Below are 23,852 nucleotides of genomic sequence, written 5' to 3'. Positions count from 1 at the left end.
AGCCAATCGCGTGATTTGCCCCCTTCAGTCCTCCTTCCTCAATCAACGATTACTGGCAACGCTTTCATCGCCATGCACCGATTAGTATAATGCCGCAAGCGATAGGAAGAACATGCCAATATTTAGCGATTCATGCCAAGATATCTTGGGCTTGTCCAATCAATAAAGGTGATGTCCTATCTCGCTTTCCGGAGCAGGTTAAGATCCCTCAGGGACTTTAACCTGCTCCATGCCGCCAATAAAAAAGCACTCAAGGTCCCCAAAGGGCCTTAAGTGCTTCTCCATTCAAAGCTTTTACTACATATCCACCGAATTGCTGTTCGCGGCCTGCACTTCGGACTTGCGGTTTAGCATTATGTTGCGGAAATAGATAAAAACGCTGGGCAATTGGCCCAGCAGAAAGACAGGATCCTTGCGGTATATCGCATAAATAGATAAGACCGCGCTGCCCAGGATGCTGTAGACCCAGAAGGATAGCGGAATGACGGTTTTTTTCGCTTTTTCGCTCGCCAGCCATTGGGTAATGAACCGCATCGTAAACATGATCTGCCCGATAAAGCCAAAAATTATCCATCCCATGTTGCCGGCCGACACATTGCCTATAATCGAATGCCACCACATAATTAATGGCCTTTGATCTGATAGCGAATGACCCGTTTGCGGAGCCAGCCAATAACGATCGCGTCCATAAGCCCCACGAAGGCTCTGTTAAATACGCCGTATTTGGATACGCCATGCTGTCTTTCCTGATGGGATACGGCTACCTCGACAACCTTAAAGCCGTTAATCTTCGCCAGAGTCGGGAGAAAACGATGCTGGCCCTCGTACAAATAATAGCTGTCCGCCACCTCGCGCTTCATCAGCTTCATCGGGCAGCCCGTATCGTAGATCTGATCGCCGGTCAGCCAGTTGCGGACGCCGTTGCCAACTCTGGAGGATACCTTCTTCACGACGGTGTCTCTGCGCCGCACGCGCTTGCCGTTCACGAAATCCATATTCGGTATATAAGGCATCAGCTTGAAAATATCCCGCGGGTCCGTCTGCAGATCCGCGTCGATCAGCGCAACCAGCTCGCCGGCCGAGCCTTTGAGGCCAGCGTAGATCGCAGCGGTCTGACCGCAGTTTTTCTCGAAATGAATCACTCTCACGTTGGAATCCTGCTCCGCCAGCTCATCGAGCAGCATCGCGCTGCGATCCTTGCTGCCGTCATTGACGAGGACGATTTCGTAGCTCTCTACTTTATCTTTAACCGCATTCGTAATCGCCTCGTGCAGCAGCTTAATATTTTCTTCTTCGTTATAGATTGGCGCAACGACCGATAACTTAACCATGTCTATTCCCCCTGTACCATGTAACAAACTTGTGCATTCCTTCAGCAAAATCGGTCTGCGGGTTGTAGCCGAACAGCTGATTCGCCTTGGATACGTCGGCATAGGTCTGCTCCACATCTCCCGGCTGGTTGGGCAATGTACGAATAAGGGCTCTTTTGCCAAACTCCTGTTCCAAGCTGGTAATCAAATCCCGGAGCGTGATGGTTCGGTTCGTGCCCAGATTCACAACCTCATAGATATTTTCCATCCGTTCCACATACGACAAGGCGCCAAGAATACCCGCGATTATATCGCCGATATACGTGTAGTCCCGCCTCGAGGAGCCATCGCCGTACATCGTCAGCTCTTCGTCCTTGTCCAGCATCCCCGCGAATTTGTGAATGGCAAGGTCAGGCCGCTGCCGCTCTCCGTAAACCGTGAAGAAGCGCAGCATAATCGTATCGATATGGTGAAGATGATGATACGTATGTCCCAGTACCTCGCAGGCTTTCTTGGTCGCCGCATAAGGCGAAATACTGTAATCCACGACATCTTCCTCGGAAAATGGCACCTTCCTGTTATTCCCGTACACCGACGAAGAAGAGGCGCAAAGCCATTTGCGCACGCCATGCTTACGCATCACCTCCAGGATATGAAGAGTTCCCTTCACATTCACATCCTCGTACAAAAGCGGATCCTCAATCGACGGCCGAACGCCGGCCATTGCCGCCAGGTGAATAACGGCGTCGATTCTCTCGCTGGCAAATACGGCTTCAAGCTCGTCCATGCTGCGGATATCCGCCACAACCAGCCGGTAACCATCCGATTCGACAACCGCCTGAAGCTTGGCCAAATCGCCATCCTTATCCCCCGAATAGGTGAAAGGAAAATCCGACCTTGTACTATTCAGGATATTCCTGATTTTGGTTTTATAGTCGTAGACGTCATTGAAATTATCGATATTGACGACACGATGGCCTTGAGCCAGCAGCTGCTCGCAAAGATGGGAGCCGATAAAACCCGCTCCTCCGGTTACGCAATACGTCTTCATTGTGCCTCCCGCAATGGATACCCGTGCTCGCTTGCGCCCACCGGGTAGTATTTGAACCATTGAAGGACGGAAGCGTCCCCCGCAAACATATTCCGCATATCAAAAAACGCGTTCCCTCGCATGCCGCGGGCGATTTTCTCCCAATTGGCAGCGCGGAACTGCTCCCATTCGGTCATCAGCACGATCGCGTCCGCCTGCTGCGAGCATTCCGCCTCGCTGCCGCAATATTGGATGCGGCCGTTCAAATCCGTCCAATAAAGCTTCGCCTGCTTCATCCCTTGCGGGCAATAGACCTTAACGGTAGCTCCTCTGACGAGCAGTCCCTGAATAATCTCGTAGCTGGGGGAATAACGGATGTCATCCGTATCCGGCTTGAAGGTAAGCCCCCATACCGCAACGGTTCTTCCTTTCAAGGTCCCGTCAAAGGATAACGCCTCTTCGATCTTGCTCACCATCTTCGCCTTCTGCTTTTCATTGGCTGCTATGGCCGCACGCACGACGTACAGCTCCTCGCCGTTCTTCCTGCCGACATCCACGATTGCCTGCGTATCTTTCGGGAAGCAGCTGCCTCCATAACCGGGGCCTGCCTGCAGGAAATGCGGCGAAATTCTGTCATCCATGCCCATGCCCGTCGCAATGTCCTGAATTTTCGCGCCAACCTTTTCGGATAATAATGCCAATTCGTTAATAAAAGAAATTTTGACCGCCAGAAAGGAGTTTGACGCGTATTTAATCATCTCGGCAGTTTCCCGGTTCGTGAATAGAAACGGGACATCCTGCTCAAGATGAGTAGCGTAAACCTTCTTCAGCATTTGCACCGCCTCGTCGCTCTCCGCGCCGATCACAACCCGGGATGGAGACAACGAATCGCTGACGGCCTTGCCTTGTCTCAGGAATTCCGGATTAGAAGCGACGTGAGCCCGGTACGGGGTGCCTCTGAGCATACCGTCAAGATACATGGCAATGCTTCTGCTTGTTCCAACGGGCATCGTTGATTTGCTGACAATCACTTTATGACCGTTGATATGTTTGCCGATCTGCTGCACCACATCCCAGACATACGATAGGTCCGCGCTGCCGTCTTCCTTGGCGGGCGTTCCCACCGCAATGAACAGTACGTCGCTTGTCTGAACGACTTGCTGCGCGCTTGCCGTAAAGACGAGATTACCGGCGCGAAGGCCGCTTTGGAGCAGCTCTTCGAGCCCTGGCTCGTAGATTGGAGAAATGCCCTGGTTCAGACGCTCGATTTTCTGTTCGTCTACGTCCATGCAGGTAACCCGGAAACCATAACTGGATAGTACAGCACCATGGACAAGCCCAACGTAACCCGTACCCATCACTCCTACGTTAACCATCGTTCCACCCCATTATTTTGGCGTTAAATAATTAGTTTACCAACTTAACTATAATCATAATAATGAGAAGTATGATATATTTCAAGTATAAACAATTAACAACTTAGGAATTGGGAGTAGGTATGAACAAAGACAACCATCAGGAGACCATCCAACGTTTGAGGGAATCATTTACCCGTTTTGCGAAAGCCGAGTGGAGACAAAGATCGGTTAACGGTCTTAACAAGAGCGAGCTTCGCATTTTGTTCTGCATCATGATGAATACCGATGTCGATAATCCTAAAATCAGAGTATCCGAAATCAGCAGCAAGCTGCTTGTCACTACCCCCACCGTCACCCAGCTTCTCAAGAAACTGATTGCCGACGGGCTTGTCGAACGTACCGTAGATCCGGATGACAGGCGTTCCGTGGGAATTGAGCTCACTCCAAAAGGAGAGCAGATTGCGAAGGAAGCGGACGAGCAGCTGAACCAGCATCTCAGCGGCCTGGTCGAGCACCTGGGCGAGGAGCAAACGTTGCTGCTCTCCGACTTATTAACGAAAGCTTACAACTACTTTAACGAAAAAGATTGAAAAAGAGAGGGATATCCCTCTCTTAGTTACATATTATTAAGATTTTTCATAGAGTATGACTTTGATTTACATGGTGAATTTCTGCAAGAGGAATTTTCCGTGTTGTTAATGCCTTTAGGTTACATCCCAAACCCGCTCGATATGCGTGAGCGCAAGGCCATTAAAGCTAAGCTTATAAATATCCGGCATGCTCAGCTGCTGCCAGAATGCAAAGCCGTATTCCGGCTTAAAGGCCTTAATCATTAAGGCCATAAGGTTGCCGTGAGTCCCGATAGCGATTGTATCTCCCTGATAACGACGGAGTACGCTCTGTAGAGCCTGTACCCCTCTATGCTGTGCGGCAAGATTGGATTCGCCACCCGGCCAGGAGAAGGCTTCCTCTTCCCATACCTTCCGGATGGCATAATGAAAATCATCCTGCGGCCGGTCCGCCAATAACCGTTCCCGAAAGTCTTCCTCCACTTGAATAGTAAGACCTCTACGCAACGCTAACGGCTCGACCGTTTGAAGCGCCCGTTTGTACGGACTGGAGATAATCGCCGAAATCCGTTCGTCCGCCAGAAGATCGGCGACTGTTCTTGCCGCTTCCTCTCCCTGAGGAGATAACGGCCGGTACAACTCTTCGTCTGCCTTATAGACGGAGTGCGCATGCCGAACCATGTAAACCTGAGTGAGCGCAGCTTCTATCTTATTCCATCTGCTCTTCCAATTCTTCTGTAGAAGACGCTTCTCATAGATCGCCATAAGCGCTGGCGACTGCTTAAAATGCGGCGTAGGCCGGACAACGAAGCCCAGCAAATCCCGGATTCCGTGAGGTGCCGACAGCGCGACGCCGTTTTGCCCGTCCAAGGTCAGACCAAGAGCGGTAACCGTCTCCGGAAACTTGGACATGGCATCAACGGAAGATGTGTACGGCTCAATATCGTTCACCAGATGCATTCTCGCTTCGTTTTTCACCGACCAAGGCACATCCGGCATGACGTCTCTCAGCTTCTGCTCGAGCGCTTTTTCTTCCGCTTCATCCGTTTGGGAAGGATCATAGTAAATCAGATCCACATCCGGCAGCGCGAACCGCTCCGTATGACCATGCAAATAATCCCATACCTTCGACCTTACGAAGCCCGCGCATACCCACCAGTCCGGCAAGCTCAACGATCCCGCCGTATGCAGCACCTTCATCATCCATTCGTCTTCAAGCACGAGATCTATGATGTCCTGTTCATTCTCCAACTGTCGCAAGCCATCCCTCCTATCGAACGCAAGTTCTCCTATTAGGATACAAGAACTGGAAGGCAATGCAACATGAAAATTCAAACTGTCGTATAATGAAATGAAAAAAGCGAAGCCCGGCTTCAGGCTTCGCTTGTTCATATGGAGGCTTTACCGCTTATGATTTTGCATAAAGGCGAAACGTTATTTCTGCAGGGCCAGTCGGGACCTCTCTTCCATCTGCGCAGCGGACTGCTCAAAATTGTACGCGTTCACCCCGACGGCTCGCAGATTCTCGTCAATATTATCGTGCCGGACGAAATCATCCCGCATCATTCTCTCATAAGTCCGAACCCTTACTTCGGCACCGCTATCGCAATCGTCACAAGCGAAGTGGATATTCTTCCCGCAGCCGCCTGGTATGAGGAGCTGGAGCAGCATCCCGACCGGTATCGTTCAATCGGGCTGCAGCTGCAGGATAAGCTTCGCATGATGCAGCAGCGGATCGATCAGTTGACCGCGATTGCGCCTGCGGACAAGCTGCGAAAGCTTGAAGCTTGGTTCGATCAGTACATTTCTCCGGAGAAGCTGACCGATGTCCTGACCCAGGACGAGATCGGACAGTTTATCGGTCTCCGCCGGGAGACGATCAACCGATTGCTGCGGGCCAAGAAGGAAAGCTGATCGGAAGCAGCCGGTTACTTGGCAACGGGTTCTTTTTCCGCCTCATCCAGGCTGCCCTTTGGTCCAAAAAATTCGTAATGAATATCTGCCGCGGGAACTCCCCATTCGAGAAGCTGGCGGTTGATATGAGCCATAAACGGCGTTGGTCCGCAGAAGTAGTAAACGGCATCCTTGGACGGAATAACTTCCTGCAGCCACGGAAGATCGACATAACCTTCTTTGTGGTAAGTTCCCGCATCCTGCTCCGTTGGCTGCGCATAGCACCAGAAAGCTTTGGCTTGCGCTGCTTGACCGATCTTCTCCTCTACCTGCTGCTTAAGGGCATGGAGTTGCCCGTTTTGCGCCGCATGAATGAATGTGATTGGACGGTCGGAGTTCGTATCCACAAGCGTATTGAGCATGCTGACCATCGGCGTCAAGCCAACCCCGCCGCTGATCAATACCACTGGACGCGTATCCTTCAGATCAAGCGTGAAATCACCGGCCGGTGCGGACAGCCAGAGCACATCGCCTTCCTTCACCTGCTCATGCAGGTAGACCGAGACAACGCCGGCATCCTTGCCTGGCTGCGAATCCTCTCTTTTGACCGAGATCCGGTAATACGGCTTGCCTGGCGCATCCGATAAACTGTACTGACGGATATGAGTGTTCTTCTGATCGGGAATGCTCATCTTTACGCTTACGTATTGACCCGGCTCGAATGCTGCAATCGCTCCGCCGTCCTCCGGCACCAGGTAGAAGGAGGTAATCACATGGCTCTCCTGAACTTTGCGCTCGATACGGAATGCGCGGTAACCCGCCCAGCCTCCCTGCTGCTCTTCGGCTTCCTTGTACATCTCCGCTTCCACGCTGATAAACACATTCGCGATAACGCCGTAAGCTTCGGCCCATGCATTCAGAATCTCGTCGGTTGCGGCATCGCCCAGCACCTCTTTAATGGCCTGCAGCAGGTTTTGGCCGACAATCGGATATTGGTCTGCCGTAATGCCAAGGCTCCGATGTTTGTGCGCGATCTGCTTCACGGCCGGCAGAATGGTTTCAAGTTTATCGATATAGAGGGCAGCGGCATAAACGGTGTTCGCAAGCGCGGTCTGCTGTTTGCCTTGTCTTTGGTTGGCATGGTTAAATACATTCATAAGCTCGGGATGACTGGCAAACAATAATTGATAGAACCTTTTCGTAATAGCCGTCCCATGAACCTCAAGCACCGGTACAGTCGATTTAATAATGGCTATCGTTTTTTCATTCAGCATGAAGCTCTCCCCGCTTTCTTCAACTTGTTATGTTCAAAGTATACGGAAGAATGGCATCCCGTTGGTGTGATTCCAATCACACTAAATCAGAACGATATGTGAAAGGAATCACTCAGGGATAGATCGCCTTTCCGTCTTTGTCTAATCCGATGATGTCCATCGGCGCGTCGACCTGCTTGTCGTAGTAGCTGAACCACAGTCTTACGCCGCTTTCGGTTGTTACGATTTTGGCTGATTTTTCAAGCGATCCGTCCGGTTTCTTCGTGATCACCCGGGCAATATCCGGATTGGTGATAGCACCATAGAAGAAGTACAAATGCAGGTTTTCTTTATTATTCGCGCTCCAGGATAAGCCGGTTTCAGGGTTTAGATTATTTGTTTCCTGTGAAAATGGTGTCCATTTTGCGGCAGCGTCATTTTCCACAAATCCCGTGTTAAGTCCTTCGCCATTGCGATAAAAAACCTGGTAACCGTCCTTCACGACTTCCACATGAACGATCTCGTCAGCCTTCACCTTAGCCTTATCCATGCTGCGCTTAATATCATCCATTAACGAAGAATCTCCCGATCCCCCTTTTGAGCATCCGCTTAACAGCATGAATGATACGGCTAGTAAAACAATGATTCCTCTCAACTTCTAATTAACCTCCTTATTGGCATTAAATAACATACAAGTATAACTGTTTCTTCTCTTATGGGTACAACCCCTCTTTGCTATAATCGGTTTAGAAAATAAACGCTGCAAGGAGTTGTCTATGTATATTGCCTCACCCGTAACTGCAACGCAGTTGATGGATGTTTTGCTTAATGTCTCCGTTATCCGTCCCGTCTTTATCTGGGGAGCACCCGGTATCGGAAAATCCTCGCTTGTCGAAAAATTCGCAAAGCAAGTGGGTCTCCCCTGCGTATCCCTTCTTGGTTCGCAGCTGGCGCCTGAAGATATTATCGGCGTTCCTCAAATTAGAGACGGCAAAAGCCAATTTTGTCCTCCGGCCATGATTGCCCGCGATGAACCCTATTGCTTGTTCCTCGATGAACTTAACGCCTGCTCGCAGGAAGTGCAAAAAGCCTTCTACAGCCTGATCCACGAACGCCGGATTGGAGATTACCATTTGCCCGCAGGCTCGATCGTAATCGGTGCAGGCAACCGCGCCCAGGACAGCGCCATTGTCAAACCGATGAGCTCCGCCCTGATTAACCGGATGTTCCATGTTCAGTTAAATGTCTCGTTCAAAGATTGGATCGGCTGGGCTTACGAAGCATCCCTGCATCCGACCGTGATCGAGTACTTGGAGACGAGACCCGATCATTTATGGAGCGCTCCGCCTAAGAGCGAAGAGACCTTCTCGACACCACGCTCCTGGCATATGCTCTCGGATGCGCTGCATGAATTCGGAGATGCGATTACGCCCGAGCTTGTCGGCATTTTGGCTAGCGGTGCGCTTACTCCCGCACACGCCGTACAGTTTAAAGCCTTTTACAAAAATCGGAGCAGCAAATATCAGCTGAATCAGATTATAGAAGGAAAAGTAGGTTTCCCTGCTGATCCGGAGGACCGAGACGTTCTCTATTTCCTTGCCCAGGCATTCCGCTCCCAGATCGTCAAAGAGCTGCCGGCTCATAAAGAGCAAATTCGAGAGTCTCATCGTCAATTTGCGCATAACGCCAAAAAGCTGATCAAGGATTTGAGCATGATCTCATTTGAAATTGCCCAAATGGTCGTAGCCAAGCATGAGCAGGAGGACAATATTCCGGATTGGCTGATGGTTGAGATCGTCCGGGACTTGCCTAGACTTGCAGTGAAGGACCGGTGATTGCCCGATGCCCAAAAAAACAAAAATAGCAGATCCGGCCACAAAACAGGTAAACGAGGCTATTCAGTACATATCCGATCATCCGATTTTCTCGCCGCTCTCTTCCCGCGTCCGCATCATCCGGCAAGAAAGCTCCCCTTACCCTGAAGCAGGATGGGCTAAAGTTACGCTCCGCGGAACGATCTACCTTCATCCCAAAAGACGCGGAGAAACATCCGAGTGGATCTATGTGCTCGCCCATTGTCTTTTGCATCTCGGGCTGGGGCATTTCAAGGTCAAACACGAAAAGCCGCATTATTGGAATGGCGCCTGCGATGTTTATGTAGCCCGCTTTCTTCAAGATTTGAAAATAGGAACTCCGCCTGCCGATATGGAAACAAGGTTCGATCTTCCGGTACGGGATGAGCAGCAGCTGTACTCCTATTTCATGGAGCGCGGATTGCCTCCGGCGCTAAACTTCGTTGGCATGGCCGGCCCTTCCGTAAGCGATATGGAGTATAACGATAAAGAATATTATCCTTATCATTACTCCGGCAAGGAACCGGATTGGGAAGCTTATTTGGCAAAAGGTTTGGCAAACGCCGTGACGAGAGCGGTCAGCGTGGCCGGCGGACACCTGGACTCGATCACCTCGGAATCGGCTTCGCTTACCGCCGCAGCCAGAGCCAAGCGCTGGTTTATCGATCACTATCCGCTGCTTGGGGCGCTTGCCGCCGGTTTTAAGCTTATTGAGGATGTACAGATTTGCCAGCGGCTCCAAATCTCTATTGCCGCGATTAATGTCGTTGACCAAGTCATTTACATGAATACGGCTGCCGGACTTACCGATGATGAGACGCTTTTCGTCATGGCGCATGAGCTTCTGCACGCCGGACTCCAGCATCATGAGCGCTGCATGGGGCGCGACCATTATTTATGGAATATCGCCTGCGATTATGTTATTAATCTCTGGCTTGTCGAGATGAAGATCGGGGAATATCCGCGCGTAGGTTTAATGCTGGATCCCGAGCTGAAGGGGCTTAGCGCCGAATCGATCTATGACCGGATGGTCGCCGACATACGGGTTTACCGCAAGCTGGCGACGCTGCGCGGAAACGGATTAGGCGATATTTTAGATAACGGGTCGCCCGGATTCCGGGATGCCCGCGAAGGACAACGTCTGGACGATTTCTGCCGCAATGCGATGCAGCAAGGCCTGATCTATCACGAAGAACAGAGCCGCGGTTATCTTCCTTCCGGTCTGGTGGAGGAGATCCGCGCCTTAGGCCAGCCCCCGATCAAATGGGATGTTGAGCTCGCCAGATGGTTTGACCACTATTTCACGCCGCTCGAGAAGAAGCGGACCTACTCCCGCGTCTCGAGGCGCCAGTCTTCCACGCCGGATATTCCAAGGCCGCTATGGGTCGACTCGGGCAGCGCCGAGGACGGGCGGACGTTTGGTGTTATTTTGGATACATCGGGCTCCATGGATAAAAAGCTGCTTGCCAAATGCCTTGGCGCCATTGCCAGTTATTCCGCAGCCCGCGACGTGCCGATGGCCCGCATTATCTTTTGCGATGCCGCCCCGTATGACGCCGGTTATATGTCTCCGGATCTGATCAGCGACAGGGTGAAGGTAAAGGGACGCGGAGGCACCATTCTGCAGCCGGCTATCGATCTTCTGGAGCGTGCCGAGGATTTTCCGAAAAACGGCCCGATCTTGATCATCACCGACGGCGAATGCGACCGGCTGCGCGTTAAGCGGGATCATGCTTATCTGCTGCCGAAAGGCAAGCATCTGCCCTTTTATCCGAAAGGCCCCGTGTTCCGGATTGATTAACGTTAGCTTACTTCTCTCTAAACCTTACGTAGCTTGGTATAAGCTTAGCGGTTGTTATCAAACCATCTCGTAACCGTAAGCTTTTTCGTAAACCCCAGATACTTATATTTAACCGTAACGCTGTGGACCAACCCCTCTTCAGCGGAAAAACGAATTCCGTAAAGAATGGGCGTATGGGCTTTTTTCATAATAGCCTTCTTTAACTCGTCACCGGCAAGAGCCGGGTAAATGGATGAATCGTGTATTCCCATAAATTCGATTTCCGGAACAGGCTCAGGCATCACCTGCACAAACTGTCCGGAATCATAAGTAATGCCTAACTGCACGGGGACGGATGGGGAAGCTCCGTTAATCGTTACGCTAACGATGTCGATTTTCCGGAGACCCTTGTTCACCAGACCAACAACATACTCCGGAGGTTTTCCGTCAGGGGGCGTAAAGGTGGACAGCCCGTCGGTATTAAGCGGCTCCGTTTGCCGATACCATATGCCTGCTGCGGCGGCAATTCCGATTATGATGATCAGGCAGCCATACACGATCATGCTCGTTAATCGTTTAGCGGGTTTCAATTTAACCCTCCTAACCTTCCGGTTACGGCTTCGCGATAAATCCCGTTTTGATTCCTTTTACAAAACCGGCCTTTTCGTAAAAAGAGAGGGTACCCTCTTGTTTGGAGCTTGTCAGCAGCATCACCTTGTAGCAATTTTGCTTCCAGGCGATAGCAAGCGCCTCCCGCAATACGTCGGTTCCGTAGCCCTTCCTGCGGAAATCGGAATGGGTAACCACGTTTTCGATCAGTCCGTATGGCCTTGCCCCTCTTGTTAAATTCGGAATAATAATCAGCACGCAGGCTGCCGCTATCCGACCGTCCGCTTCTACAACCAGATAATGCATGTTGCGATCCTCCCGGATCCGACTCCACAATTCTTGAACATCCGAAGCCTGGAGCTCCGGATCGTTCGGGATCAAATGACGGTATAAATCCAGAAGCTCCTGCAGTTCATGCTCCCGAATAGCTCTAACTTGGCTCATTGGTCCGCTCCCCGCTTTCGCTCATCCCCGCCGTATACGCGGGTGGTACCCTCATTTTATAGGAAAAGTTTGTAAACTCAAGACTTATACGGTTGCTTCAGCAATGCTATAATATTGGAAGGAACCGGCATAAAGGAGTTTTGTACAATGAGCACAAAAGAGCTGCCTATTCTCCACTTCCCGGACCAGCCGGCTTTCGAGCGATGGCTCGCCGAGCAATACGATCAGTCACCCGGCATCTGGCTGCAGATTTCGAAAAAAAATGCGTCCCTCCCCTCGGTTACTTACCATGAAGCGCTGGACGTTGCCTTATGCTACGGCTGGATCGACAGCCATAAAAGAAAGCATGACGAAGAAAGCTGGATTCAGCGTTTTTCGCCAAGAGGTGCAAAAAGCATTTGGTCGCAGATCAATAAAGATAAAGTCGAAGTCCTTATCGCCGCGGGAAAAATGCAGCCAAGCGGCCTTAAGGCCATCGAAATAGCCAAGCAGAACGGCTTATGGGATAAAGCGTACGAGTCGCAGTCTAACGCTGCCGTTCCGGAGGATTTCGCCCTTGAGCTGGCGCGCAACGAGAAGGCCGGGCAGTTTTTCGAGACGTTGGACAAGCAGAACAGGTACGCGATATTGTTCCGCATTCACAATGTCAAAAAGCAGGAAACGCGGGTGAAGAAAATTCAGCAATTTATCGAGATGCTCGAGAAGGGCGAGAAAATCTATCCAAGCAAAAAGGAAGGAAAGTAATTTATGCCGATAAAGGTTCAGACCGTAATAGACGCCTTGCGATCATCGGTTCCCCCGATTCCTGACACGGTGGATGTTCTGATGGCCGGCAGGCCCGATGCCGAAGTAACCGGTATTGCCGTGTCCTTCATGCCAACCCAACAGGTGATTGAACAAGCAGCCGAGGCGGGAGCTAATCTTCTGATCACGCATGAACCTCTCTCCTACAATCACCGGCATGATGAACAGCTGATCGGGAACGATCCGGTTTTTGCGCAAAAGCTGCAGCTTATTGATGAGAGCGGAATCGCGATTTTCCGATACCATGATTACTGTCACCGTAAGCAGCCGGACATTATTATGACAGGCTTATTGTCCGCGTTGGAATGGGAATCAAGCTTGGCGGAAATGCTGCCGATCGCCGCCATTCTTGAGCTTCCGTCGACTACGGTCGCGGAGGTTGCCGCGCATGTGAAGCAAAAGCTTGGCATGCCTTTCCTCCGGATAACGGGCGAAATCTCCACTCCTGTCAGCCGTGCGGGTATACTGGTTGGTTACCGGGGAGGCGCTTCAACCGCTATTCCGTTTATGCGCGACCATAACCTCGATCTGCTTATCGTCGGGGAAGGTCCGGAATGGGAAACGCCGGAATATATCCGGGATGCCGCGCATCAAGGCCGGGCAAAAGCGTTGCTCACTCTGGGCCACGCGGAAAGCGAAGAGCCGGGCATGCGCGCGTTAAGCGAGGAATTGAAGCTGCGGTATCCGGAAGTCCCGGTGGAGTTTTTCCCGATCCAGCCGATTTTCAGGATTGTGTAGGGGAGACTAGTGCTTCGCGATGTGCCACATCGTTAACGACTGACTGCTGCTACTTTTTCGGCGTCTTAACGATGCGGCACATCGTTAAGAGCGCTGCTTTTGCACGATATGGTGCGAATTCGGTCTGTTTCCGACGCCTTGGCGATGTGCCATATCGTTAAGCATCAACGAAAGCTCATCTTCCGATCTCTTAACGATGTGCCACATCGTAAAGGGACCAAATACGAAAAAAGGCTGCCCGCGGGCAGCCTTTTTAGCTTAACATCTATTATTTTACAAGCAGGACCGGACAGTGAGCATGCTGGGATACTCCGTGGCTGACGCTGCCAAGCAGAATTTCCGAGACAAGTCCCACGCCGCGGCTGCCCATAACGATCAGGTCGCAGTTCCGTTCCTTCGCGGTATTGCAAATCAGAGTGGACGGATCGCCGTCCGCTCTAAGCAGCGTGTAATCTACTCCGGAGTCTCTGAGCTGAGCAGCGGCCGCGGAAAGCACTTCATTCTCTTCCTTCTCCAGCATCTCCCCCACATCCACATAAACAAAAGCCTGACTCATTGCGACGCGTCCCGTAACGTGGATAACAGACAGCCGTACCGGCGCATTGATCGCCTTCACCAAATGGATCGCGTGATCAAGAGCTTTGCTGGCCTGCTGCGAACCGTCGACGGGAACAAGGATATGATTGTACATAAGAGATGCCTCCTTCAAAATGTAATCCCTAACTTTTTAATACCCACTTCCAAGCTTGTTCAAACCTTCCTTCTATAATTAGCATACTCCTCTATAATATTAACGTCAACGTAAACGTTACGATCAAAACTAACCCTTTACAAGCGAACGTATATTCGTTATCCTAATTATGGTTATATTTACCATGTATGGGGAGGTAAACATTTTGCGTACTTATCAGGTCGACAGGATTTATCAGAAAGAGCTCAAGCTGGTTGGCTATTCCATTAGGGAAAGCCTTAACAACGTTCTGCAGTCGCGAATTGTTGGCGTATTACGCGAGCAGCTGGCGGAACGCAGGAATGAGCTGCCGAATCGGAATAAGGAAGGCATTTATTTGATTCAGATCTATAACCAGGATGGCCAATGGACGCATGACACTCCCTACCAGCATGTGGTTGCTTTCGAAGTAAACGCTTTTGAGAATATTCCCGCCGACATGACCACTTATACTTTACCTTCAGGACAATATACGAAGATCATTCATGAAGGCCCGGAATCTGAGATTGGCGATACGTATGATTATATTAATAACACGCTTGGTGCTAGGCCTATCGATATCGAGTATTGGAAAGACATCTATTCCTTGGACCGGCAGGATTCCCGTATCGATATCCTTATTCCGGGCTAAGCAAAGTTAAAAAAACCGGGATCCGACGCTTGGCGTCGAATCCCGGTTTCCTATACCGCTTATTGACCGGATTCCATTTTTGCTTTGAATGCATCCATTTGTTTTTGCAGCTCGGCAAGAACTTTATCGTAGCCTGCTGTTTTCAACTTGCTGCGGAATTGTTCAACCGCTTTGACTGGATCGCCTGCTTTACCGTAAGCGATAGCTGGACCCATCTCGCCCGTTACTTGCGTAATCGCTGTCAGCTCGGCTTCAACCGGCGTTTTGTCGAATACGAATTGGCCGTAAGGGTAAGGTTTTTTGATTTTGTCATACTCAGCATAATAGGTTTCTTCGAGTTGATCCCATGTCGTTACGCTAGGAATCTCGAATTTGTCGACACGGCCGCCCCAGAAGTCGGAGTAGAAGCCGTCTTTTGTCTCGTCATAACCAGCTGGTTGTTGACGTTTGCCGTCTTTGACTTCGTACTGTACGCCTTCAATACCGTAGTTGAGCAGGTGGTAAATTTGCTCGTCGTTGCGGATCAGGTCGTAAGCCATCAAAGCGCGCTCAGGGTTTTTGCTGTGTGCGCCAACGGAAGTACCGCCGTGAGTGATGGACAGCTCAAGCAGGTTGTTGCCGCCTTGGCGGGCAAACGGGAACATTTGCAGATCGGAACCCGGTTGGTCTTTATCCATTTGAACGCGGAGACCGCCAAAGGTTTGCGTATGATGCTGATCCAAACCTGTCAGGCCGGCACGCAGCGATGCACGAGTATCGTTTTTGTTGTTCAGTACGTCTTCACGCCAGAAGCCTTTGTCTGCCCATTCTTTCATCATGGTTGCGTATTTCACCATGGTATCTTCGAAGACAGGGCTGTTAACGGTATATTTCTCGTCATACGATTTGGTCGTGAATACCGGCAGGTAACCTGTCGAGATTGGCAGTTCAAGGTTATCCGTGTAGGAAGTATCAAATCCGCCGAATGTGCTTGTTCCGGAAACCGCATCCCAAGGGATTACGTCAGGCTTGTTGTCTTTAATGTATTGAAGATATTTGCCAATGCCTTCCCAGTCTTTAATCGGCTCTGTAATGCCTGCTTCTTTTGCCCAGTCACCGCGGTAGAAGAAGCCATGGTTAACCCATTGCGTATATTGATCTTCAGGAATGAGGACGATTTTACCGTTGTATTTGGACTCCGCCCAATCTTCTTGCGGAATCGAATTATAGGTCTGAGGCGCATATTTAGGAAGCAGATCATCCAGGTTCATGAAGGCGCCGCGTTGAGCGTTGCCCCATGTATCAAGCCAGTCGGTACCGATCGTAATCAGGTCGATTGGTTCGCCGGAAGCAAGCGCAAGGTTGTATTTCGTCTGCCAGTCCGTCCATTCGATCCATTTCCATTCCAGCTCGGCATTGATTTTTTCCTTCATGATTTTATTCACTTCGGCAAGAACTTTTTCGAATTGGCCGTTTGTCGGCTTGTTGCCAAGCACCATATAAGTGATTTTAACGAACTTTGAAGTGTCAACCGCGGCATCGCCGCCTGTGTTTGTTGATCCTTCCGTGTTGGTGCTTGCGTTGTTGCTTGGTTTAGCGGAGTCTGCTGGTTTATTATCTTTGTTGTTATTACCGGAGCAGGCTGCCAAGCTGGAAGCCATCAAAATAGAGAGCAAGATTGCGGAACTTTTCTTAAACATGCACGTCTCCCCTTTGTTTATAATAATTTGGGCTTTGCCCGTTATGTGAAGAGGCCCTGTGGCCTTCGGCACATCAACCTTTAACTGCGCCTACCGTAATACCTTTAATGAAGTAGCGTTGCACGAAAGGATAGAACAGGATAACAGGTCCGGTTGCAACAACGGCCGTTGCCATCTTCATGGACTCGAGCGGCACATCCCGAAGCGAGACGTTGGAGGCTGCCGCGGAGTTGCGAACAAAGTCGGCGCTGGTAACAACGTTATATAAGAAGAGCTGGAGCGGACGGTATTCCATGTTCGGCGACAGGAACAGCATCGAGTTATACCATTCATTCCAGTAACCAAGCGCGATAAACAAACCGATTGTCGCAAGGGCCGGAGTCGTCATCGGCAAGATCAGCCGCAGGAAAATCGTAAAGTCCCCTGCTCCGTCGATTTTGGCCGATTCCGTAATGGCATGCGGGATGGAGCGAACGAAGCTTTTCATCATAATGATCAGGAACGGGCTAAGAAGCCCCGGCAGCAAGACGGCTAAATAATTATCCTTCAGGCTCAAATACTGAGTTACCAGCAGGTAGAACGGAACAAGACCGCCGGAGAACAAAGTCGTGAAGTAAATAAAGAACGAGATTCCGTTCCGGTAGCCAAAGTCCGGACGCTGCAGCGCGTAACCGGTCATCGCTACAAGGAACAAGCCAATAGCCGTACCGGCCACGGTAAGCAGAATCGTTACAATGTAAGAACCTACGATGATGTCAGGATTCTCGAATACGATTTTGTAAGCAAAGGTACTGAATTCCTTCGGCCAGAAGTTAAAGCCGAATTTCTTGATCGCCGACTCCGTGGTAAACGAAGTTCCCAGAATGAGAAGGAACGGCAGCAAGCAGCAAAGCGCAAAGATGGAAATCACGACGTAACCAAACGTTCTGACAATGACTTCGCTCGCATCTGTCCGAATGCTTCTGGATTCTACGATATTCTCTTCCATGTCAGCACCCCCTAGAATAACGAGTTTTCTGGCGACGTCTTTTTAACGAGCCAGTTGGCCGTTATAACGATCACGAAGCCGAATACCGATTGATATAAGCTAACCGCACTGCCGATAGAGAAGTTGAAGTTCGTCATAAGCGAACGGAATACGTAAGTTTCGATAATATCCGTCGACGAGTACAAGGCCGTATTGTTTGCCCCAACCAAGTTGTAGAACAAACCGAAGTTGCCTTTCATAATGCCGCCGAGCGAGAACAGCAGCAAGATGATGAACGTTGGCTTAAGCCATGGAATAACGATGTAAATGATCCGTTGGAAAGCGTTTGCACCATCGATTTCGGAAGCTTCGATGATCTCGTTATCAAGACCCATAATAGCTGCGAAGTACACGATGGAACCGTAACCTGTTGACTGCCATAAGTAGGTTATTACGATAATGAACGGCCATACGTGAGAATTGGAGTACACTTTGACCGGATCCATGCCGAGAGATGCAAGTACATGGTTCAGCAAGCCGTAATCATAGCTGAGAATGTTGTAAGCGATCAGACCGATCAGAACGGCCGAGATAAAGTGCGGGAGGAACAATAACGTTTGAGCTACTTTCTTAAACCATTTGCGGCGCAGCTCGTTTAGCAGGATAGCTACGAATATTTGCAGCAAATTTCCCAGCAAGATAAATGCGAGGTTATACGCTACGGTATTAAAAGTCAGCCGCCACAGGTCGCCATTCATAACGAGGAAGCGGAAGTTGTCGAAGGCGACAAACGGACTTTTGAATATGCCGTCCGCGTAATTGTACTGAATGAACGCCAGATACACGCCTGGCATCGGCAGATAAGCAAATACAATAAAGAATGCAATTGCCGGCAAACACATCAGAAGCAAAGTTTTATTGTTCCAAAATCGTCTCAGCCTGCCTGAGCTTTCCGTACGCGGCTTGCTCTGGATGGCTGGTTGTATAACCTTTTCCATGTGAAGACCTCCTTACCCATTACCAATTAATTTCCAGACCTATATCTTCCTGCTAGACCTGTTGAAGCCTTATGGCATCCAGCCTGCAAGGCGCTGCTAGATCTACGGCTTCCAAGAGGATGACAAGCTCGCCTTCCTTCTTGTTAAACCAAACGCCCGGCAAGTAAACCGACTGCGGATTGCCGCCGGTAATAACCGGCCGGTCCTCTCCACCGGATGTCCAAATCCGTCCAACGATTCGTCCTTCGAGAAACACCGTCAGCTTAATTCCCGATCCGGAAACCGCTGCGCGCCAACCCTTGCCGTTATCCGAATTCGGAATGGTGCTGTACAGCCATGCCGTCTGACCTGCCTCGAGCTGCACGGGAAGCTCCGTTGCCTGCGACTGTGAACGAGCTGCATTCGCATGGGCCGATAGCTCGGGCTCCTCCGCCCCGCTGATCACCCAGTTCACTGCCTTGACTCCTTCATACATGACCGCTCTTCTTCCCGCGGGAAGACCAATTACTCTCTCGAGGAAGATGGCAAGCTCTGCTGGCTGCCCGGCTGTGAGATAACCGGAAAGATCAAGATAAGGATCAAATGGTCCTACATCACCAGCCTGCTTCCCATCGACAAACACCTTCGCCGTCGACTGCATCCCTTCGAAGTGAAGGATCCAGCTGTCTGCTTGTTCTCCGGGAATAAAGCTTTTCCTGTAATATTCGAAGGCGGGATGATCCGGCGATAGCCAGCCGCCCAGGTTTACAACCGGCCACAGCTTCCGGTCAGCTTCTGCCGTAAGTTCCGGCCGAATTGTTCGGTCCGTTGCGCGATACACGCTCCAATTACGGCTCATTTCATGCTGCCTTGTTACTAGCGTCATGCCTGTGAGGCCTTTTAAAGCGTTAAGCTTTAAGCCCGGCAGCCTGGAATCATCGAAGTTGGAATGTCCCCAGATTTCCGTTCGGACAACCAGCTTGCCTTGCGTCAGCCCTTCTTTTAACGGGAGGTAGCTGCTGCTGCCGCCGGGAACCGTAGTTCCAACGTAATGGCCATCCGCGTAAAGCGAAATGACGTCGCTGCCGTTTTGGATCAGCACACCCTCTGCTTTATCCGCTCGGTCAGCCGGAACAGCTGCTTCGTACCAGCCATACCCTCGATAAATTTCGTTTTGTTCCAGATATGCGGCTTCCGTTCTCGATTGCCTTGACTCTGGCAGGGTCATCGGCTCCGCTCCATTCAAGGAGCTAAGCTGCCAATTGCTGACCTCCGTTTGCTCTTTATCAGCAGATTGAACTTCTGATGAACAGGTGTGCAATAACCCTTCTTCATCCATATCATCCATATAAAGCGCTTTTACTTTATCATGGATCGCAATTGTCAAAATGTCTCCGCTCCGGGTATTGATCCGGCATACAGCATCCGATGTTCCGTCAAACTTGATGTTTAACCGTCCATCCTGCATGTCTGTCGCGCAGTTCTCCGATTCAACGGCAGCTATCTCCTCGCTGCTGAGCCGAATTTCACCGGCGCTTTCGGTATGGAAAGCGAGAATCCCCTTACCTGCCGTCTGCTTCGCGTAATAAAGCTCCGCTGTCGATAGCTCCAATGTCCCTTCCAATCCCCAGCCTGCTAACGAAACCTGATACGGCAGAGCCAGCGATCGGCCTCCCCGCAATATAAACGAATCCGAACCGGCAATTGCAAGTTCCTTATCCTCGTCATCCAGATTCGTCACGAACAACAGTTGGCCGCCGTCCTTCAGGTCGAGCGCATACGGGCCGGCGATGTTATTCCATTGACCAGCGAGAATGAGATTCTCATCCGCTGCTCCGGTTGCTTTCGCTTCTGCCAGCTTGCTTCCGTAAGCTTCGATTAGTCTGCCGAGCAGCCTGCCTTCGTAAGCTTCCTCCCGGATATGCCCTTCCGGCGAGATCATCCCGCCGAAATCATAATCCGATGTCATAAAAGCAAGCGGCTTACCCCAATTGTTCGTAGCGTTCGTAAAGCCAAAATCCGTACCCGATACCTGAAGGTAAGGTCCCAGCAGCTTAGCGCCGCAGCCGAGCAATCGGCGAAGCAGATAATGCGCGCGGTTTGTCTCGGTTACGAGGAGAGGATAACCAAGCTCCTCCATAAGCCCGCCGTAATGGAGCACCTTCTGCTCGAACTCGGGATCCCGGTTATCCGGATAAAAGTTGCAGGTTGGGGCTACTCCCTCTGCAATTCCTGCGGCTTGGAGCAATCCGCCTTGACCGGCGCAGGCGAACAGCGGAACCGAAATCCCATGCGCCAATACCAAATCTCTTAATGCGCCGATATACCCTTTCGGATCCTTGCAATCATAGAAATCGAGCTCGTTATCCAGCTGCACCGCGATAACCGTTCCGCCTTCGTCTGCTTGGTAGGCTTTCAGAAGAGGGATGATCCAGTCGAACCAGGCAGCTACCCGGGATAGAAATACGGGATCATTCTGCCGAATCTCGACGCCTTGCGCCAGCAGATAAGCAGGAAGCGCGCCTCCGTCCCATTCGGAACAAATGTAAGGCCCCGGTCTTGCGATCACCCATAACCCCGCATCTCTTGCCGCTTCGAGGAAGGCTTCGACATCGCGCTCGCCGCTGAAGTCCCATTCGCCTTCCCGCTGTTCATGATAATTCCAAGGGAAGTAAACATCGATACTGTTGTAGCCATAAGCTTTCAGCTGCTCCATCCGTTCCTTCCACAGCAGCCTCGGAATCCGGAAGTAAAAGAGCGAGGCGCTTAAGAGCAGCTTGGGTTCTCCGTGTATACGTACTGCATCTGCCTCGAACTGAACTGCCGATATCGCCTGTGTATCCAAACCCATTCTAGACGACCCCCGATCGATAACATGTATCCCGTTTCATGAAACCCGTTTCATTTTTTGATAAAAATAAAATACACATTCGATCCGAAACAACATGAACTGTCATATTTACGGTATTCTTACGTGCATTTCATGGGAAAATATGATGATAGCCGATTGCATTGAAACGGGTTTCATTTTTGTTCGAACCGTGCATTGCTTTGACACCTTGATAATAAATCAGACATGAAAGCGTTGTCAAGAAAGTTTTTTGAAATATTTATCTAAATATTCCATTTGGCCCATGTAGGCTTGAGCCTATTGGGGGAGCCGTTGATTCCCGAATGACCAACTCCGGTCTCAGCTTTGTCCTCCTGCTTACCTTGCTTTTGGCAATCATCTTATGCAGCTGCTCGGCCGCGTATTTCCCGATGTCATAACACTTAAGGGACACCGTCGTCAGCTCCGGAATACTGTTGGATGCGTACGGAACATCGTCAAAACCGACCAAAGACAGATCCTCCGGTACCCGCAAGCCGGCATTATAGGCAGCTTTAAGAGCACCAATGGCGATCAGATCATTCGCGCAAAACACAGCCGTTGGCCTCTCCGGCAAGCTAAGCAAATAATTCATGAACAGCTTGCCCTTCTCCACCGTAAAGCCGCCGTCCAGCAGCCATTCCTTCCGTACTTTAAGCCCGTTTTTCTGCATCGTCTTCACAAAGCCCTGGACACGCTGAAGCGTATTGGCCATGCTCTGGTAGCCGCCGGCAAAGGCGATATCCCGGTGTCCGAGATCGATCAGATGCTGCGTGGCAAGCTCGGCCCCCTCCCGCTCGTCAACGCAAACGGAATGAATGTTTTGCCCGGGCAAATGGCCGTTGATCAGCAAAGTTGGCACGCGCTTGCTGATATCGACAACCTCATTGACCATAGCTTCGCTAGGCTTGGCCAGGTTAATCCGGCCGCCAATCATCACGATGCCGTCTACCTGCTTCTCCATCAACAGGCTGAGATACTGCGACTCGCGCTCGTATTGCTCTTTCGAATCCCCGTTTGTCGAAACGGTATCGCATAGAAAGAACGTATAGCCTTTGTTTCTCGCCTCTTGCTCAAACCCGGCCAGTACGGACGGAAAGAACGGATTGGTAATGTCCGGCAATATAATCCCGATCATCCCCGTCTCCTTCTTGGACAGGCTTCGAGCTAATGCATTAGGCTGAAACTGGTACTTGTTCATCAATTCTACGATGCGATCTCTCGTTGACTTTTTTACGGGGGCCGTATTGTTCAAAACCCGCGATACCGTTGCAACCGATACATTCGCTTCCTTCGCAATATCATATACTGTAACCGGTTTCAAAAGTTATCACTCCCCAATCCATTAGCTGATCACCAGTAGAATAGCAGATTTTTTCGAAAATAAAAACAATCTCTTGCAATTATTTGGATTTAGTATTAACGACCTATACCTTTAACGCCGCTCAGCATGACAAAAAACCTACCCGCCACTCTCGCGAATGCCGGATAGGCTTCGTGCCTTCAAGCTCTTATTTTCCGTCAACCTTTTTCCACCAACGGTCGAATACGGTCACCGGCTGCTCCCGTTTATGAATCGTCCGGATATACCAGTTTTCGATTTTTTGCCGCTCGTCTTCGCCAATTTCCTTGCCTTCCAGGTAGTTGTCGATATCGTCGTAAGTCACGCCCAGAGCCACTTCGTCGGCAAGCTGCGGCTTATCCTCTTCAAGGTCTGCGGTAGGGGTTTTCAAGTACAGATGCTCCGGGCAGTTAAGCTCCTTCAGAATCTGTCTTCCCTGCCGCTTGTTGAGACGGTATAACGGAGTCAGATCCGCCGCGCCGTCGCCGAATTTCGTATAAAAGCCCGTGATTGCCTCGGCCGCATGATCCGTTCCGACGACCAGCCCATTCTCCTCCGCCGCAATCTCGAACTGGGCGATCATCCGCTCTCTAGCCTTCCGGTTGCCTTTCGTGAAATCGCTCAGCTTCTTCCCTGTCCGGGCTTCGTATTCCGCTGCTCCGGCGTCAACGGCTGCCTTGATATTAATCGTGATGAAGCCCTCGGCCCCGATAAAAGCGATCGCATCCTGCGCATCCTGCTCATCCTTTTGGTTGCCGTAAGGCAGCCGGACGGGGATAAAACGATAGGTCTTTACTCCCTCTTCGTCGTTTAATTCATCCATCGCCATTTGGCAAAGCTTGCCGGCAAGGGTCGAATCCTGTCCGCCCGAAATACCGAGAACCAAGGCGGTTTTTCGAGCAAAGGTTACGTAATCTTTAATAAAATCCACCGTTCTCCGGATTTCCTCCTGCGCGTCAATCTGCGGTTTTACTCCCAATTTCTCAATAATTTGCTGCTGCAAGGTCATCCCCAAG

23 protein-coding genes are annotated in these 23,852 nt (G+C 50.7%); 7 read left to right on the top strand and 16 right to left on the bottom strand.

The annotated features are described in order from the left end of the window. Nucleotides 1-297: 297 nt before the first annotated feature. Genes CFI03_RS19400 through CFI03_RS19385 form a run of 4 tightly spaced genes read right to left on the bottom strand, consistent with a single transcriptional unit; the run spans nucleotide 298 to nucleotide 3,716 of the window. Entirely contained in the window at nucleotides 298-579 is a 282-nt protein-coding gene (locus CFI03_RS19400) for a lipid-A-disaccharide synthase N-terminal domain-containing protein (RefSeq protein WP_164775392.1), read from the bottom strand. A gap of 44 nt (nucleotides 580-623) precedes the next feature. Beyond that, nucleotides 624-1,331 (bottom strand): glycosyltransferase family 2 protein, encoded by a 708-nt coding sequence (locus CFI03_RS19395; RefSeq protein WP_248758749.1) that lies wholly within the window; start codon nucleotides 1,329-1,331, stop codon nucleotides 624-626. Beyond that, nucleotides 1,324-2,361 (bottom strand): GDP-mannose 4,6-dehydratase, encoded by a 1,038-nt coding sequence (locus CFI03_RS19390; RefSeq protein WP_248758747.1) that lies wholly within the window; start codon nucleotides 2,359-2,361, stop codon nucleotides 1,324-1,326. The genes CFI03_RS19395 and CFI03_RS19390 overlap by 8 nt, the downstream gene beginning before the upstream one ends. Beyond that, nucleotides 2,358-3,716 (bottom strand): UDP-glucose dehydrogenase family protein, encoded by a 1,359-nt coding sequence (locus CFI03_RS19385; RefSeq protein ID WP_248758746.1) that lies wholly within the window; start codon nucleotides 3,714-3,716, stop codon nucleotides 2,358-2,360. Before CFI03_RS19385 ends, CFI03_RS19390 begins: the two co-directional genes overlap by 4 nt. 122 nt (nucleotides 3,717-3,838) lie before the next feature. On the opposite strand from CFI03_RS19385, the gene CFI03_RS19380 reads away from it, so the two are divergent. Then, nucleotides 3,839-4,288 (top strand): MarR family winged helix-turn-helix transcriptional regulator, encoded by a 450-nt coding sequence (locus CFI03_RS19380; protein WP_248758744.1) that lies wholly within the window; start codon nucleotides 3,839-3,841, stop codon nucleotides 4,286-4,288. Between the two features lie 114 nt (nucleotides 4,289-4,402). On the opposite strand, the gene CFI03_RS31145 is transcribed toward CFI03_RS19380, so the two are convergent. Then, nucleotides 4,403-5,527 (bottom strand): nucleotidyltransferase family protein, encoded by a 1,125-nt coding sequence (locus tag CFI03_RS31145; protein WP_349292485.1) that lies wholly within the window; start codon nucleotides 5,525-5,527, stop codon nucleotides 4,403-4,405. Nucleotides 5,528-5,677: 150 nt separating this feature from the next. On the opposite strand from CFI03_RS31145, the gene CFI03_RS19365 reads away from it, so the two are divergent. Next, the gene (locus CFI03_RS19365; RefSeq protein ID WP_248758739.1) at nucleotides 5,678-6,181 is read left to right on the top strand and encodes a Crp/Fnr family transcriptional regulator; all 504 of its coding nucleotides are present in this window, start codon (nucleotides 5,678-5,680) and stop codon (nucleotides 6,179-6,181) included. Between the two features lie 14 nt (nucleotides 6,182-6,195). Here the strand turns inward: CFI03_RS19365 and hmpA are convergent, their stop codons facing one another. Both hmpA and CFI03_RS19355 read right to left on the bottom strand, forming a co-directional pair. Continuing rightward, the gene (gene hmpA, locus CFI03_RS19360) at nucleotides 6,196-7,434 is read right to left on the bottom strand and encodes an NO-inducible flavohemoprotein (protein ID WP_248758738.1); all 1,239 of its coding nucleotides are present in this window, start codon (nucleotides 7,432-7,434) and stop codon (nucleotides 6,196-6,198) included. 112 nt (nucleotides 7,435-7,546) lie between these two features. Further along, nucleotides 7,547-7,984 carry a hypothetical protein gene (locus CFI03_RS19355; RefSeq protein ID WP_248758734.1) on the bottom strand — a complete coding sequence of 146 codons (438 nt, stop codon included), beginning with the start codon at nucleotides 7,982-7,984 and terminating at the stop codon, nucleotides 7,547-7,549. Between the two features lie 205 nt (nucleotides 7,985-8,189). Between CFI03_RS19355 and CFI03_RS19350 the strand changes: the two genes are divergently transcribed. Both CFI03_RS19350 and CFI03_RS19345 read left to right on the top strand, forming a co-directional pair. Continuing rightward, the gene (locus CFI03_RS19350; protein WP_248758731.1) at nucleotides 8,190-9,248 is read left to right on the top strand and encodes an AAA family ATPase; all 1,059 of its coding nucleotides are present in this window, start codon (nucleotides 8,190-8,192) and stop codon (nucleotides 9,246-9,248) included. Nucleotides 9,249-9,255: 7 nt separating this feature from the next. Next, the gene (locus CFI03_RS19345) at nucleotides 9,256-11,067 is read left to right on the top strand and encodes a vWA domain-containing protein (RefSeq protein WP_248758729.1); all 1,812 of its coding nucleotides are present in this window, start codon (nucleotides 9,256-9,258) and stop codon (nucleotides 11,065-11,067) included. A gap of 44 nt (nucleotides 11,068-11,111) precedes the next feature. Here CFI03_RS19345 and CFI03_RS19340 read toward each other — a convergent pair whose 3' ends face one another. Together CFI03_RS19340 and CFI03_RS19335 are read right to left on the bottom strand one after the other, a co-directional pair. After that, the gene (locus tag CFI03_RS19340; protein ID WP_248758727.1) at nucleotides 11,112-11,636 is read right to left on the bottom strand and encodes a hypothetical protein; all 525 of its coding nucleotides are present in this window, start codon (nucleotides 11,634-11,636) and stop codon (nucleotides 11,112-11,114) included. A 22-nt stretch (nucleotides 11,637-11,658) separates the two neighbouring features. Further along, on the bottom strand, nucleotides 11,659-12,099 hold the full coding sequence (locus CFI03_RS19335; protein WP_248758725.1) for a GNAT family N-acetyltransferase: 441 nt from the start codon (nucleotides 12,097-12,099) through the stop codon (nucleotides 11,659-11,661). Nucleotides 12,100-12,246: 147 nt separating this feature from the next. Here CFI03_RS19335 and CFI03_RS19330 point away from each other — a divergent pair, with 147 nt between their 5' ends. Continuing rightward, nucleotides 12,247-12,843 carry a YdeI/OmpD-associated family protein gene (locus tag CFI03_RS19330; RefSeq protein ID WP_248758723.1) on the top strand — a complete coding sequence of 199 codons (597 nt, stop codon included), beginning with the start codon at nucleotides 12,247-12,249 and terminating at the stop codon, nucleotides 12,841-12,843. 3 nt (nucleotides 12,844-12,846) lie between these two features. Continuing rightward, the gene (locus CFI03_RS19325; protein WP_248758720.1) at nucleotides 12,847-13,641 is read left to right on the top strand and encodes a Nif3-like dinuclear metal center hexameric protein; all 795 of its coding nucleotides are present in this window, start codon (nucleotides 12,847-12,849) and stop codon (nucleotides 13,639-13,641) included. A 268-nt stretch (nucleotides 13,642-13,909) separates the two neighbouring features. Here CFI03_RS19325 and CFI03_RS19320 read toward each other — a convergent pair whose 3' ends face one another. Beyond that, entirely contained in the window at nucleotides 13,910-14,332 is a 423-nt protein-coding gene (locus CFI03_RS19320) for a universal stress protein (RefSeq protein WP_248758718.1), read from the bottom strand. A 205-nt stretch (nucleotides 14,333-14,537) separates the two neighbouring features. On the opposite strand from CFI03_RS19320, the gene CFI03_RS19315 reads away from it, so the two are divergent. Next, nucleotides 14,538-15,002, top strand: a complete 465-nt coding sequence (locus tag CFI03_RS19315; RefSeq protein ID WP_248758717.1) for a GyrI-like domain-containing protein — start codon at nucleotides 14,538-14,540, stop codon at nucleotides 15,000-15,002. A 59-nt stretch (nucleotides 15,003-15,061) separates the two neighbouring features. Here the strand turns inward: CFI03_RS19315 and CFI03_RS19310 are convergent, their stop codons facing one another. The 6 genes from CFI03_RS19310 to nadE form a co-directional block, all read right to left on the bottom strand. Next, the gene (locus CFI03_RS19310; protein ID WP_201007743.1) at nucleotides 15,062-16,681 is read right to left on the bottom strand and encodes a DUF3502 domain-containing protein; all 1,620 of its coding nucleotides are present in this window, start codon (nucleotides 16,679-16,681) and stop codon (nucleotides 15,062-15,064) included. A 73-nt stretch (nucleotides 16,682-16,754) separates the two neighbouring features. After that, nucleotides 16,755-17,669: a carbohydrate ABC transporter permease gene (locus CFI03_RS19305; protein ID WP_201007744.1), complete on the bottom strand. Its 915-nt coding sequence runs from the start codon at nucleotides 17,667-17,669 to the stop codon at nucleotides 16,755-16,757. Nucleotides 17,670-17,680: 11 nt separating this feature from the next. Continuing rightward, on the bottom strand, nucleotides 17,681-18,646 hold the full coding sequence (locus CFI03_RS19300; protein WP_201007745.1) for an ABC transporter permease: 966 nt from the start codon (nucleotides 18,644-18,646) through the stop codon (nucleotides 17,681-17,683). A 52-nt stretch (nucleotides 18,647-18,698) separates the two neighbouring features. Then, nucleotides 18,699-21,476 (bottom strand): beta-galactosidase, encoded by a 2,778-nt coding sequence (locus CFI03_RS19295; protein ID WP_248758716.1) that lies wholly within the window; start codon nucleotides 21,474-21,476, stop codon nucleotides 18,699-18,701. A 259-nt stretch (nucleotides 21,477-21,735) separates the two neighbouring features. Continuing rightward, the gene (locus tag CFI03_RS19290) at nucleotides 21,736-22,818 is read right to left on the bottom strand and encodes a LacI family DNA-binding transcriptional regulator (RefSeq protein ID WP_248758715.1); all 1,083 of its coding nucleotides are present in this window, start codon (nucleotides 22,816-22,818) and stop codon (nucleotides 21,736-21,738) included. A 187-nt stretch (nucleotides 22,819-23,005) separates the two neighbouring features. Beyond that, entirely contained in the window at nucleotides 23,006-23,845 is an 840-nt protein-coding gene (gene nadE, locus CFI03_RS19285; protein ID WP_248758714.1) for an ammonia-dependent NAD(+) synthetase, read from the bottom strand. Nucleotides 23,846-23,852 lie beyond the last annotated feature (7 nt).

The organism is Paenibacillus sp. ATY16, assembly GCF_003399985.2.
In the GTDB taxonomy this organism is placed as follows: domain Bacteria; phylum Bacillota; class Bacilli; order Paenibacillales; family Paenibacillaceae; genus Pristimantibacillus; species Pristimantibacillus glycanilyticus.
The sequence above is the reverse complement of the archived record's forward strand: the minus strand, read 5'-3'. Positions and strand labels throughout refer to the sequence as shown.

Coding starts and splice junctions, on each gene's coding strand:
- CFI03_RS19385 (WP_248758746.1), bottom strand. CDS start 3,716: ATGGTTAACGTAGGAGTGATGGGTACGGGTTACGTTGGGCTTGTCCAT.
- CFI03_RS19320 (WP_248758718.1), bottom strand. CDS start 14,332: ATGTACAATCATATCCTTGTTCCCGTCGACGGTTCGCAGCAGGCCAGC.
- CFI03_RS19310 (WP_201007743.1), bottom strand. CDS start 16,681: ATGTTTAAGAAAAGTTCCGCAATCTTGCTCTCTATTTTGATGGCTTCC.
- CFI03_RS19345 (WP_248758729.1), top strand. CDS start 9,256: ATGCCCAAAAAAACAAAAATAGCAGATCCGGCCACAAAACAGGTAAAC.
- CFI03_RS19335 (WP_248758725.1), bottom strand. CDS start 12,099: ATGAGCCAAGTTAGAGCTATTCGGGAGCATGAACTGCAGGAGCTTCTG.
- CFI03_RS19350 (WP_248758731.1), top strand. CDS start 8,190: ATGTATATTGCCTCACCCGTAACTGCAACGCAGTTGATGGATGTTTTG.
- CFI03_RS19400 (WP_164775392.1), bottom strand. CDS start 579: ATGGGATGGATAATTTTTGGCTTTATCGGGCAGATCATGTTTACGATG.
- CFI03_RS19365 (WP_248758739.1), top strand. CDS start 5,678: ATGATTTTGCATAAAGGCGAAACGTTATTTCTGCAGGGCCAGTCGGGA.
- CFI03_RS19395 (WP_248758749.1), bottom strand. CDS start 1,331: ATGGTTAAGTTATCGGTCGTTGCGCCAATCTATAACGAAGAAGAAAAT.
- CFI03_RS19330 (WP_248758723.1), top strand. CDS start 12,247: ATGAGCACAAAAGAGCTGCCTATTCTCCACTTCCCGGACCAGCCGGCT.
- hmpA (WP_248758738.1), bottom strand. CDS start 7,434: ATGCTGAATGAAAAAACGATAGCCATTATTAAATCGACTGTACCGGTG.
- CFI03_RS19305 (WP_201007744.1), bottom strand. CDS start 17,669: ATGGAAGAGAATATCGTAGAATCCAGAAGCATTCGGACAGATGCGAGC.
- CFI03_RS19295 (WP_248758716.1), bottom strand. CDS start 21,476: ATGGGTTTGGATACACAGGCGATATCGGCAGTTCAGTTCGAGGCAGAT.
- CFI03_RS19325 (WP_248758720.1), top strand. CDS start 12,847: ATGCCGATAAAGGTTCAGACCGTAATAGACGCCTTGCGATCATCGGTT.
- nadE (WP_248758714.1), bottom strand. CDS start 23,845: ATGACCTTGCAGCAGCAAATTATTGAGAAATTGGGAGTAAAACCGCAG.
- CFI03_RS19355 (WP_248758734.1), bottom strand. CDS start 7,984: ATGGATGATATTAAGCGCAGCATGGATAAGGCTAAGGTGAAGGCTGAC.
- CFI03_RS19300 (WP_201007745.1), bottom strand. CDS start 18,646: ATGGAAAAGGTTATACAACCAGCCATCCAGAGCAAGCCGCGTACGGAA.
- CFI03_RS19380 (WP_248758744.1), top strand. CDS start 3,839: ATGAACAAAGACAACCATCAGGAGACCATCCAACGTTTGAGGGAATCA.
- CFI03_RS19390 (WP_248758747.1), bottom strand. CDS start 2,361: ATGAAGACGTATTGCGTAACCGGAGGAGCGGGTTTTATCGGCTCCCAT.